At 75.3% G+C, this 12014-nt stretch carries 10 protein-coding genes; 5 read left to right on the top strand and 5 right to left on the bottom strand.

Annotated elements, in window-relative coordinates; genetic code table 11:
* Positions 1-82: 82 nt before the first annotated feature.
* On the top strand, positions 83-2122 hold the full coding sequence (locus tag D5H78_RS06350; RefSeq protein WP_119949589.1) for an NAD(+) synthase: 2040 nt from the start codon (positions 83-85) through the stop codon (positions 2120-2122).
* A gap of 116 nt (positions 2123-2238) precedes the next feature.
* Here D5H78_RS06350 and D5H78_RS06345 read toward each other — a convergent pair whose 3' ends face one another.
* Complete coding sequence (locus D5H78_RS06345; RefSeq protein ID WP_119949588.1) at positions 2239-2592, bottom strand: VOC family protein; 354 nt, start codon at positions 2590-2592, stop codon at positions 2239-2241.
* Between the two features lie 177 nt (positions 2593-2769).
* On the opposite strand from D5H78_RS06345, the gene D5H78_RS06340 reads away from it, so the two are divergent.
* A complete protein-coding gene (locus D5H78_RS06340; protein WP_119949587.1) occupies positions 2770-3138 on the top strand; it encodes a glyoxalase superfamily protein in 369 nt (122 codons plus the stop codon).
* A gap of 23 nt (positions 3139-3161) precedes the next feature.
* Here D5H78_RS06340 and ngg read toward each other — a convergent pair whose 3' ends face one another.
* The 3 genes from ngg to D5H78_RS06325 all read right to left on the bottom strand — a co-directional run bounded on the left by ngg (position 3162) and on the right by D5H78_RS06325 (position 8063).
* Positions 3162-4985 carry an N-acetylglutaminylglutamine synthetase gene (gene ngg / locus D5H78_RS06335; protein ID WP_218566303.1) on the bottom strand — a complete coding sequence of 608 codons (1824 nt, stop codon included), beginning with the start codon at positions 4983-4985 and terminating at the stop codon, positions 3162-3164.
* A complete protein-coding gene (locus tag D5H78_RS06330) occupies positions 4982-6766 on the bottom strand; it encodes an N-acetylglutaminylglutamine amidotransferase (RefSeq protein ID WP_119949586.1) in 1785 nt (594 codons plus the stop codon). Before D5H78_RS06330 ends, ngg begins: the two co-directional genes overlap by 4 nt.
* A 64-nt stretch (positions 6767-6830) precedes the next feature.
* Complete coding sequence (locus D5H78_RS06325) at positions 6831-8063, bottom strand: pyrophosphate--fructose-6-phosphate 1-phosphotransferase (RefSeq protein WP_119949585.1); 1233 nt, start codon at positions 8061-8063, stop codon at positions 6831-6833.
* A 174-nt stretch (positions 8064-8237) separates the two neighbouring features.
* Here D5H78_RS06325 and D5H78_RS06320 point away from each other — a divergent pair, with 174 nt between their 5' ends.
* From D5H78_RS06320 to D5H78_RS06310, 3 genes are all read left to right on the top strand, one after another.
* Positions 8238-9620 (top strand): class II 3-deoxy-7-phosphoheptulonate synthase, encoded by a 1383-nt coding sequence (locus D5H78_RS06320; RefSeq protein WP_119949915.1) that lies wholly within the window; start codon positions 8238-8240, stop codon positions 9618-9620.
* 1 nt (position 9621) lies between these two features.
* Positions 9622-10197, top strand: coding sequence for a peptide deformylase (gene def, locus D5H78_RS06315; protein ID WP_218566302.1), 576 nt, complete (start codon positions 9622-9624; stop codon positions 10195-10197).
* A 116-nt stretch (positions 10198-10313) separates the two neighbouring features.
* Positions 10314-11303: an aldo/keto reductase gene (locus D5H78_RS06310; RefSeq protein WP_119949584.1), complete on the top strand. Its 990-nt coding sequence runs from the start codon at positions 10314-10316 to the stop codon at positions 11301-11303.
* Between the two features lie 107 nt (positions 11304-11410).
* On the opposite strand, the gene D5H78_RS06305 is transcribed toward D5H78_RS06310, so the two are convergent.
* Positions 11411-11899 (bottom strand): Hsp20 family protein, encoded by a 489-nt coding sequence (locus tag D5H78_RS06305; RefSeq protein ID WP_177891144.1) that lies wholly within the window; start codon positions 11897-11899, stop codon positions 11411-11413.
* Between the last annotated feature and the right edge of the window lie 115 nt (positions 11900-12014).

The raw sequence follows: 12014 nt of genomic DNA, 5'->3' as shown, positions 1-12014 counted from the left end.
CCGCCCCGCCCGGCCCTGCCGTCCGGCTGCGCCCCCGGGCCCGCCGCCCGCTGCCCCGGCAGGGCCCTGCGAGGATCGGCGCGTGTTCCGCTCCGCGTACTCCCACGGCTTCGCCCGCGTGGCCGCCTGCACGCTGCCCGTCGCCCTCGCGGACCCCCGCACGAACGCCGCCCGGGTGCTCGAGGAGGCCGCGGCCTGCCACGACGACGGGGTGGCCGTCGCCGTCTTCCCCGAGCTCGGGCTCTGCGGCTACTCGGTGGAGGACCTGCTCCTGCAGGACGCCCTGCTCGACGCGGTGGAGGAGGCGCTCGCCGAGGTCGTCGCCGGCAGCGCCGACCTGCTGCCCGTGCTCGTCGTGGGGGCGCCGCTGCGGTGGCGGAACCGCGTCTACAACGCCGCGGTCGTCGTGCACCGGGGCCGGGTGCTCGGCGTCGCGCCGAAGTCGTACCTGCCGACGTACCGCGAGTTCTACGAGCGCCGCCAGCTCGCCCCCGGCGACGACGTGCGCGGGACGCTGCGGGTCGCCGGGCAGGAGGCGCCGTTCGGCCCCGACCTGCTCTTCGCCGCGGAGGACGTGCCGGGGCTGGTGCTGCACGTCGAGGTCTGCGAGGACCTCTGGGTGCCGGTGCCGCCGAGCGCGGTGGCCTCGCTCGCCGGCGCCACGGTCCTGGCCAACCTCTCCGGCTCGCCGATCACCGTCGGGCGGGCCTCGGACCGCCGGCTCCACGCCCGCTCGGCCTCCTCGCGCTGCCTCGCCGCGTACGTCTACGCCGCCGCCGGGGAGGGCGAGTCCACGACGGACCTGTCGTGGGACGGGCAGACGATGGTCTTCGAGAACGGCGTGCTCCTCGCCGAGACCGAGCGCTTCCCGCAGGGGCCGCGCCGCTCGGTCGCCGACGTCGACCTCGACCTGCTGCGCGCGGAGCGCGCCCGGATGGGGACGTTCGACGACAACCGGCGGGCCTTCGCGGACCGTACGGGGGCGTTCCGCACCGTCGGGTTCGTCCTCGACCCGCCCCGCACCGACCTCGGGCTGCGCCGCACCGTCGAGCGCTTCCCGTTCGTCCCCGCCGACCCGGCCCGGCTCGAGCAGGACTGCTACGAGGCGTACGCGATCCAGGTCGCCGGCCTCGAGCGGCGCCTCGACGCGCTCGGCGGGACCAAGGTCGTCATCGGCGTCTCCGGCGGGCTCGACTCGACCCACGCGCTCATCGTGGCCGCGCGCGCCATGGACCGCCTCGGGCGCCCGCGCTCGGACGTCCTCGCCTTCACGATGCCGGGGTTCGCGACGAGCGGGGAGACCCGCGGCAACGCCGTGCGGCTCGCGACGGCGCTCGGGGTGACGCTCGAGGAGCTCGACATCCGCCCCACCGCCTCGCTCATGCTCGGCGAGATCGGCCACCCGTACGCCGCCGGCGAGCCGGTCTACGACGTCACCTTCGAGAACGTGCAGGCGGGCCTGCGCACCGACTACCTGTTCCGCCTGGCCAACCAGCGCGGCGGCATCGTCCTGGGCACCGGCGACCTGTCGGAGCTGGCGCTGGGCTGGTCGACGTACGGCGTGGGCGACCAGATGTCGCACTACAACATCAACGCCGGCGTGCCCAAGACGTTCATCCAGCACCTCATCCGCTGGGTCGCGGACTCCGGGCGGTTCGAGGAGGAGGTCGGGGCGGTGCTCCGGCTCATCCTGGCCACCGAGATCTCCCCGGAGCTCGTGCCGGCCGCCGAGGGGGAGGTCCTGCAGAGCACCGAGGCCAAGGTCGGGCCGTACGCGCTGCAGGACTTCGCCCTCTTCCAGGTCCTGCGGTACGGCTTCCGCCCCTCCAAGGTCGCCTTCCTCGCGCTGCGGGCCTGGGAGGACGTCGACCGCGGCCCCTGGCCGCCCGGCTTCCCGCCGGAGCGGCGCACGGCGTACACCCTCGCCGAGGTGAAGCACTGGCTCGAGGTCTTCTGCCAGCGCTTCTACGCCTTCAGCCAGTTCAAGCGCTCGGCCCTGCCGAACGGGCCCAAGGTGTCCGCCGGTGGCTCGCTCTCGCCCCGCGGCGACTGGCGCGCCCCGTCGGACGCCACCGCCCGCACCTGGCTGGACGAGCTGCGCCGCGAGGTCCCCGACGCCTGACCCGCCGCGACCACGCAGCCCCCGGCCGCGACCACGCATCCCCCCGGCCGCGACCATGCAGCCCCGCGGCCGCGATCATGCGCCTCCCCGGCGCCGGTCGTGCAGCGGCCCGACGCTCAGTACTCGACCCGGAAGCCGCCGATCACGGTGACGACGTTGCCGTCGGGGTCGGTGAGCGCGCAGAGCCGCACGCCTCGGGACGCCTCGACCACCGGCTGCGGGTCCAGCCCGCGCGCCCGCAGCGCCTCGCGCTCGGCGTCGAGGTCGTCGACGGCGAGGTTGAGCCGGCTCGACCCCGCGAGCCCCGGGTCGACGTACGCCTGCACCCACGCCCCGGGCACCACCTGCCACTCCACCAGGGAGGGCATCGGGCGGTTGTCGGGCGCGCGGTCGAGCAGCCGCGCGTAGAACGCCTCCGCCGCCGCCAGGTCGCGGACGCTCACCACGGACAGCACGTGCTGGACGGTCATCGCTCCTCCTCGGTCACCGTCGTCGGCCTCCTCCCCGTACGACCCCCGCCGCGCCCCGGACTCACCGCACGGCACCGTCGGGACGCGCCGACAGCGGACAGGACCTGACCGCAGGCGCGCCTAGCGTCGGGGACGGCGACGGGACACGCCCGGCGCCGCACCCGACAGGAGGACCCCGTGGACATGCGCCTCGAGCTCGTCGCCGTGCCGGTGACCGACACCGACCGGGCCAAGGAGTTCTACGTCGAGCGGGTCGGGTTCGTCGCCGACCACGACCACCGGGTGCACGAGGGGCTGCGCTTCGTGCAGCTCACCCCGCCCGGCTCCGCGTGCAGCGTCGTCATCGGCGAGGGGACGAGCGAGATGGCGCCGGGGTCGCAGCAGGGGCTGCTCATGGTCGTCGCGGACGTCGAGGCGGCGCGCGCCGAGCTCCTGGCGCGCGGGGTCGCCGCGAGCGAGGTCGACGAGCAGCCCTGGGGCCGGTTCGTGGGCTTCGCCGACCCCGACGGCAACACGTGGGTGCTGCAGCAGCCGCCGGCCGGGTGAGCGGACGGACGGCCGCGCCCCCCTCAGCCGTGCCGGGAGCCGGGCTCGGGGGGCCGCCACGCCCGGGGCCGGGCGGACGTGCCGGGGAAGAGCAGGTCGACGAAGCGCTCGGCGGTGGGCTGGGGCTCGTGGTTCGCCAGGCCCGGGCGCTCGTTGGCCTCGAGCACGACGTACTCGGGGCCGTCGACCGCCGGCACGAGCAGGTCGAGGCCGGTCACGGGGACGTCGAGGGCGCGGCTGGCCTTCACCGCGGCGGCGGCGAGCTCGGGGTGCAGCCGGGCTGTGACGTCGTGGATGGTGCCGCCGGTGTGCAGGTTCGCCGTGCGCTGCACGGCGAGCTCCTGCCCCTCGGGCAGCACGTCGTCGAGGGTGTGCCCGGCCGCGCGGACGGTGGCCTCGGTGCGCTCGTCGAGGGGGATGCGCGACTCCCCGCCCGTGGCGCGGGCCCTCCGGCGGCTGTGCACCTCGACGAGCTGGCGCACGGTGCGCCGCCCGTCGCCGACGACGGTGGCGGGCCGGCGCACCGCGGCGGCGACGACCTCGTGGTCGATGACGACGACCCGCAGGTCCTCGCCGGCGACGAGCTCCTCGAGCAGCACGTCGGGGCAGTACGAGCGGGCGTGCTCGACGGCCCGGGCCAGCTGCTCGGCGTCGGTGACGCCCACGGTGATGCCGCGGCCCTGCTCGCCGCGGGAGGGCTTGACGACGAGCTCGCCGACCTCGGCGAGGAACGCGCTGTCCTGCTCGGGCCCGGCGGAGAGCTGCCCCCGCGGCACGCGCAGCCCGGCCCGCTCGAGGGTGCGCCGGGTGATGCGCTTGTCGTCGCAGCGGCTCATGGCCACCGCGCTGGTGAGCTCGGAGAGCGACTCGCGGGTGACCACGGAGCGGCCGCCGTGGGTGAGGCGCATCTCGCCCCACTCCGCGTCGATGACGTCCACCCGGATCCCGCGCCGGCGGGCCTCGTCGGCGATGATCCGCGCGTACGGGTTGAGCCCCTCGAGGTCCGCCCCGGCGCCGGCGTAGAGCGGCTCGTTGATCGGGTTCTTGCGCTTGACCGCGAAGACGGGCACGCGGCGGAAGCCGAGCTTCTCGTACAGCGCGATGGCCGGGGCGTTGTCGTGCAGCACCGACAGGTCGAGCTGGACGCGGCCGCGGGCGTGGTAGCGCTCGACGAGGACCCGCACGAGCGCCTCGCCCGTCCCGGGCACCCCGGCGCCGCGCTCCACGGCGAGGCACCACAGCGACGAGCCGCCCTCGGGGTCGCCGAAGGCGAGGACGTGGTCGATCCCGGTCACGGTGCCGATCACCTGCCCGGTGCGCGCGTCCTCCGCGACGAGGTACGTGAACACGGGCGTGCGCTGGTTGGCCCAGATGAGCTCCGGGTCGGCGGTCACCATGCCCGCGCCGGCGTACACCCGGTTGATCTCGTGGGCGTCCTGCAGGCTCTGCACCTTGCGCACGAAGACCCCGGGGATGACCTCGCGGCGGGGGCGGTACCGGGTGAAGTCCAGCCGGTACGTGAAGCTCGGGTCGATGAACAGCTCGTCCGGCGCCCGGGAGACGAGGACGTGCGGGTCGCGCGGGTAGAGGCAGATGTCGCGCTGCCCCTCCTCCTCCGCGCGCAGCACGTCGCGCACGTCGAGCGGCTCGTCGAAGGTGTGGCCGAACACCAGCCGGCCCCAGCCGCAGTCGAGGACGACGTCCGAGGCCATGCCCTTGCGCAGGTGCTCGGGGGCCTCCTCCCAGGGTCGGGCCGAGGGCCGTGGCGGCTCGGCGCCGCGCGGCCAGGACCGGGGGGCGGTGCCGCGGCGGAACCCGCCCCCGCCGACGTCGCCGCCCCCGCTCACCGCACGCCCTGGGCCTGCAGCCACATCTCGAGCAGCGCGAGCTGCCAGAGCCGGTTGCCCCGCAGCGGGGTGAGGTCCTCGTTGGGCGCGGCGAGCAGGCGCTGCACCTCCTCCTCGCGGAACAGCCCGCGCGAACGGGCCTCCGGCGCCTGCAGCGCGTCGCGGACCCGCTCGAGGTAGGGACCCTGCAGGTGCTTGAGCGCCGGCACCGGGAAGTAGCCCTTGGGCCGGTCGATGACCTCCGACGGGATGACGCGCCGCGAGGCCTCCTTGAGCACGCCCTTGCCCCCCTGCGCGAGCTTGAGCTCGGGCGGGCAGGTGGCGGCGAGCTCGACGAGCTCGTGGTCGAGGAACGGCACGCGCGCCTCGAGCCCCCACGCCATCGTCATGTTGTCGACCCGCTTCACCGGGTCGTCGACGAGCATGACCTCGGTGTCGAGCCGCAGCGCGGCGTCCACCGCGGTGGCCGCGCCGGCCCGGCCCATGTGCGCCGCGACGAAGGCGCCGCTCGCGTCCTGGTCGAGGAGGTACGCGGGCGAGAGCACCTGCGCCATCTCCTCGTGGGTGCGGTCGAAGAACGCCCGGCGGTACGTCGCCACGGACTCCTCGCGCCCGACGCCGGCCAGCGGGGGGTACCAGTGGTAGCCGCCGAACACCTCGTCGGCGCCCTGCCCGCTCTGCACGACCTTGACGTGCCGCGACACCTCCTGGGAGAGGAGGTAGAAGGCCACGGCGTCGTGGCTGACCATCGGCTCGCTCATCGCGTGGATGGCGTCGTCGAGGGCCGGCAGCATGCGCTCGGTCTCGATGCGGATGCGGTGGTGGTTGGTGGCGAAGCGCTCCGCGACGAGGTCGCTGTACTTGAACTCGTCGCCCTCCTCGCCGCCGAAGGACTCGAAGCCGATGGAGAACGTCGCGAGCCCGCTCTGCCCCGCCTCGGCGAGCAGCCCGACGACGAGCGAGGAGTCGACGCCGCCGGAGAGGAGCACCCCGACGGGCACGTCGGCGACGAGCCGGCGCTCGACGGAGACGCGCATCGCCTCGAGGACGGCCTCCTCCCAGTCCTGCTCGGACCACGCGGCGCGCTCGGGCAGGCGCTCGTACGCCGGCGACCAGTAGACGTGGTCGCGGGTGGCGCCGTCGGGCTGCACGACCCGGACCGTCGCCGGCGGCAGCTTGCGCACGCCCTGGAGGATGGTCAGCGGGGCGGGGACGACCGCGTGCCAGGACAGGTAGTGGTGCAGCGCGACCGGGTCGATCGAGGTGTCGACCCCGCCCGCGCGCAGCAGGGCGGGGAGGCTGGAGGCGAAGCGCAGCGCGCCGCCGACCTGGGCGAGGTAGAGCGGCTTGATGCCGAGCCGGTCGCGGGCCATGACCACCCGCCCGGTGTCGCGCTCGTGGATGACGATCGCGAACATGCCGAGCAGGTGGTCGACGAACGACTCGCCCCACCGGTGGTACGCCTTGAGGACCACCTCGGTGTCGGAGGTGGAGAAGAAGGAGTAGCCGGCGGCCCGCAGCTCCTCGCGCAGCTGCTTGTAGTTGTAGACCATCCCGTTGAAGACGACCTCGAGGCCGAGGACCGGGTCGACCATCGGCTGGTGCCCCGACGTCGACAGGTCGACGATCGAGAGCCGCCGGTGGCCCAGGGCGATCCGCCCCGCGGCGTGGACCCCGTGGTCGTCGGGGCCCCGCCGCTGCATCGCGTCGCACATCCGCGCGACGGCGGCGACGTCGGCCGCCGTGCCGTCGAACCTGACCTCACCGGTGATCCCGCACATGGCGGTCCCCCTTCCCCTGGTCCACGGCGCCGATGCGCCCTCCGGTCGGCGTGCTCCGGGCGCGTCAGTGGGCGGCGGCGGGCTCGCCGAGCGGCTGGCCGATCTCCTCGAGCATCCGCACGAACCAGGGGGTGGTGACGTCGAAGGCCTTGCCGCCGGCGACGCGCTCGAACTCCACGGCCCGCAGGCGCCCGCCGGCCGCCTCGTCGTGCCCGATGAGCCCGGGCTCGCGGCGCAGGGCGCACTCGACGGCGTAGTCGGTGCAGCTCTTGATGAGGCGCAGGTCGTCGGCGTTGGGGGCGGCGGAGCGGCTGAAGTAGCCGCTCTTCTGGACCATCGTCTTCAGCGCGCCGATGCGCTCGGCGAACTGCCCGGCGAACCAGGACCCGGGGTTGATGGTGTCGATCTTGACGTGGCCGAAGGGGTCGCGGGCGACGGTCTCGCCGCGGCCCTCGATCTCGCCGACGATGGTGTCGATGCCCGCGCCCTCGCTGAGGAAGATGTTGACGCAGCCGACCTCGTCCATCGTCCGGCGCAGGCGGGCGGCCTCGGCCTCGACGTCGAAGGAGAGCTCGGGGACGTACACGCCGTGGACCTCCCAGCTCATGCGGTCCAGGCCGATGCCGGGGTTCCAGCCGAGGTTGTCGCGGTCGTCGAGCCAGCCGCGGTAGTACTTCGCCGTCGCGGCGGCGAGCCAGCCGCAGTGCCGGCCCATGATCTCGTGGACGATGAGCATGCGCGGGTTCGACCCGTGCTCGGCGACGATGTTGCGGGCGAAGAGGGCGGACTGCTCGGCGGCCGTCCACGCGCCGAGGCTCTGGCGCACCGGGACGATGTCGTTGTCGATGGTCTTGGGCAGCCCGACGACCGTCAGGTCGTAGTCGTTGCGCCTGAGGTACGCCGCGAGGTCCGCCGCGGTGGTGTTGGTGTCGTCGCCGCCGATGGTGTGCAGCACGTCCACGCCGTCGCGGGTGAGCTGCTCGGCCGCGACGCGCAGCGGGTCGTCGCCCTCGGCGACGAGGCCGCGCTTGACGAGGTCGGCGACGTTGGTGAGCTTGACCCGGCTGTTGCCGATGGGGCTGCCGCCGAACTGGTGCAGCAGGTGCGCGCTCTCGCGGACCTCGGGGGTCACGCGGACCGAGTCGCCGGTGAGCAGGCCCTGGTAGCCGTCGCGGTAGGCCAGGATCTCGACGTCCGGGGCGATCTCCGTGTAGCGCTCGATGAGTCCGCCGACGGCGGAGGAGAGGCACGGAGCGAGGCCGCCTGCGGTGAGCAGGGCCACGGTGCGGACGGACATGGGGAGGACCCTCCACGGGCTGACGGGGGCGCCTGCTCTGGCGCCCCGCGGGGCGGACTGCCGACCGGCGACGCTGCCGTGGGCACCCACCCTAGACCTGTGGACGACCCGTACGGGCCCCGCGCCGGGCCGTACCCTGGCGCGGTGAGCACCAGCGCGCCCGCGACCCCGTCCGTGCCCCCCTCGCGTGCCGAGGCCCCTGCCGGGGCCCGTGCCGACGCCCGGCTCGACGCCTGGCGCGACCTGCCGGCCGCCCAGCAGCCGGAGTGGCCGGACCGGGCCCGGCTCGACGCGGCGATGGCCACGCTGGCGACGCTGCCGCCCCTGGTCTTCGCGGGCGAGTGCGACCAGCTCAAGGAGCGCCTGGGCGCCGTCGCGCGCGGCGAGGCGTTCCTCCTGCAGGGCGGCGACTGCGCCGAGACCTTCGCCGGGGCCACCGCCGACGCGATCCGCGGCAAGGTCAAGACGGTGCTGCAGATGGCGGTCGTGCTGACGTACGGCGCCTCGGTGCCGGTGGTGAAGCTCGGGCGCATGGCCGGGCAGTTCGCCAAGCCGCGCTCGAGCGGCAGCGAGACCCGGGTCGTCGACGGCGAGAGCGTGACCCTGCCGGCGTACCGCGGGGACGCCGTCAACGACCTGGCCTTCACCCCGGAGGCGCGCACGCCCGACCCCGAGCGGCTGCTGCGGGTCTACAACGCCTCGGCCGGCACGCTGAACCTCATCCGCGCCTTCACCCAGGGCGGCTTCGCCGACCTGCGCCAGGTGCACGAGTGGAACCGCGGCTTCGTCCGCGACAGCGGCGCCATGGCCCGCTACGAGGACATGGCGCGCGACATCGAGCGCGCCCTGGCGTTCATGGCGGCGTGCGGCGCGGACCCCCGCGAGTTCCGCACGGTCGACTTCTACGCCTCGCACGAGGCGCTGATCCTCGACTACGAGCGGGCCCTCACCCGCACCGACTCGCGCACGGGCCTGCCGTACGACGTCTCGGCGCACCTGGTCTGGCTCGGCGAGCGCACCCGCCAGCTCGACGGCGCGCACGTCGCCTTCGCCGCGGGCATCCGCAACCCGATCGGGGTCAAGGTCGGGCCGACGACCACCCCCGACGACGCGCTCGCGCTCATCGAGCGGCTCGACCCCGACCGCGAGCCGGGCCGGCTCACCTTCATCACCCGCATGGGCGCCGGGCGCATCCGCGAGGCGCTGCCCGAGCTCGTGGCCAAGGTGACGGCGTCCGGGGCGCAGGTGGCGTGGGTGTGCGACCCCATGCACGGCAACACGTACGAGTCCGCGAGCGGCTACAAGACCCGCCGCTTCGAGGACGTCGTCGACGAGGTGCGCGGGTTCTTCGAGGTCCACCGCGCGCTGGGCACGTGGCCGGGCGGCCTCCACGTCGAGCTGACCGGCGACGACGTCACCGAGTGCACCGGCGGCGGCGGCGGGCTCGCCGACGCCGACCTCGGCACGCGCTACGAGACGGCCTGCGACCCGCGGCTGAACCACCAGCAGTCGCTGGAGCTCGCCTTCCTCGTCGCCGAGATGCTCGCGGAGCGCTGAGGTGCGGGCGCCCCGCCTCGAGCACCCGCTGCCGCCCATCGTCCTCATGGGCCAGCCGGTGCTCCACGCGCCGGCGCAGGAGGTCACCGTCTTCGACGACGCGCTCGCCGACCTCGTCGAGCGGATGTTCGCCTCGATGAAGGCGGCGGTCGGCGCGGGGCTGGCGGCCCCGCAGATCGGCGTGGGCCTGCGCGTCTTCGTGTACGACACGGGCCCCGGCGAGCGCGGCGTCGTCGTCAACCCGTCGCTGGAGCGGCTCGAGGGCGGCCTGCAGGAGGGCGAGGAGGGCTGCCTGTCGGTGCCCGACCTGGCGTACGAGACCCCGCGGGCGGAGCACGTGCGCGTGACGGGCGTCGGCGTGCGCGGCGAGCCGGTCGCGGTGGAGGCCGAGGGCTTCCTCGCCCGCTGCTTCCAGCACGAGGTCGACCACCTCGACGGCCGGCTCTACCTCGAGCGGCTGGGCGGGCGCACCCGCCGGCGCGCGCTCAAGGACGCGCGGGCCGCGCCCTGGTACGGCGACGCGGTGCGCGAGCTCTCCCCGCCCGCGCAGGCCGAGGGCACGGCCGCGGGGGCCTGAGCACCCCCCGCCCGAGCACCCCCGAGCGTGCGGGGCGGGGCGCCGGGCGCGAGGCTGGGGCCGGCCCGGCGACGTCCAGCCCGGCGACGGCCGGCCCCGCGACGAGGAGGAGCACGATGCAGACGCGCAGGCTCGGCACCACCGGACCCGAGGTCTCGGCCCTCGGGCTCGGCTGCATGGGGATGTCCGACCTCTACGGCCCCGCCGACCGCGACGAGGCCCTGGCCACGGTCCGCGCGGCGCTGGACGCGGGCGTCACGCTGCTGGACACCGGCGACTTCTACGGGATGGGCGACAACGAGCTGCTGCTGCGCGACGCCCTCGCCGGGCGCGACCGGGACGGCGTCGTCCTCAGCGTGAAGTTCGGGGCGCTGCGCGGGCCCGACGGCTCGTGGCTCGGCATCGACGGCCGCCCGGCCGCAGTCAAGAGCGCGCTGGCGTACACCCTGCGCCGGCTCGGCACCGACCACGTCGACGTCTACCGCCCCGCGCGGGTGGACCCCGCGGTGCCGGTCGAGGAGACCGCGGGGGCGGTGGGCGAGCTCGTGCAGGCCGGCTGGGTGCGGCACCTGGGCCTGTCGGAGGTCGGGGCCGACTCGCTGCGCCGGGCGCACGCCGTGCAGCCGGTCGCCGACGTGCAGATCGAGTGGTCGCTCGTGTCGCGCAGCGTCGAGCGCAACGCGCTGCCGTCCGCCCGCGAGCTCGGCGTCGGGTTCACCCCGTACGGGGTCCTCTCCCGCGGCCTGCTCAGCGGGCACTGGACCCCGGACCGGCGGCTCGGCGCCGACGACTTCCGCGCGTACGGGCCCCGCTTCCAGGGCGAGAACCTGCAGCGGAACCTGGCGGTCGTCGAGCAGCTGCGCGCCCTGGCCGAGGAGAAGGGCTGCACCGTCGCCCAGCTCGCCATCGCCTGGGCCCTCGCCCGCGGCGAGCACGTGGTGCCGCTCGTCGGCGCGCGCACCCGCGAGCGCCTGGCGGAGTCGCTCGGCGCCCTCGACGTTCAGCTCTCCGACGAGGACCTGGCCCGCGCCGAGCAGGCCGCGGCCGGCGTGGCGGGGGAGCGGGACACCCCCGAGCACCTCGCGGCCCTCGACAGCGAGCGCTGAGGGGACGGCCGCGCCCGGAGCCCTCCGGGCGCGGCCCCCGACCGACCGCGACCATGCACCCCGCCGCCGGCGATCAGGCACCCCGCCGCCGGCGGTGGTGCTCCCGCTCAGCCCTCGACGGCCTGCTGCTCCGCCGAGCCCACCGAGCCCACCGAGCCCGCCGCGCTGCCGGCGACGGCCTGGCGGCCGGCGCGGTGGGCGACCTCGATGCGCCGCGGCCGGGCCTGCTCGGCGACCGGCAGGGTCACGGTGAGCACGCCGTCCTCGTACGTCGCCTCGATCCGGTCGAGGTCGAGGCCGCTGCCCAGGGTGAGCTGGCGGGCGAACGAGCCCACCGGGCGCTCCTGGGTCAGCCACTCGAGGTCCTCGCCGCGCGGGCTGCGCTGCGCGCGCACCGTGAGCACGCGCCCGTCGACGCCCACGTCCACCGAGCCGGGGTCGACCCCGGGCAGGTCGACGTGGAGCACGTAGTGGTCGCCCGAGCGGTAGAGGTCCATCGGCATGGCGCGGGCGGCCTGGCCGACGTCGCTCGCCGCGGTGAAGAGCCGCTCGGCGAGGCGGTCGACGTCGCGGAAGGGGTCGAACCTGGTCACCACCGGAACCACCTCCTCGTCACGTGCGCCGGGCCGCTCTGGCTCCGGCGGTCGCGGGGGCGGTGCTGCGGGTGGTGGTCGCGCACGCGCTCCGCGACACCCCAGTATTTAGCACTCA

This window comes from Vallicoccus soli (assembly GCF_003594885.1).
Lineage (GTDB): Bacteria > Actinomycetota > Actinomycetes > Motilibacterales > Motilibacteraceae > Vallicoccus > Vallicoccus soli.
This window is presented reverse-complemented; position numbering and strand designations above follow the sequence as displayed.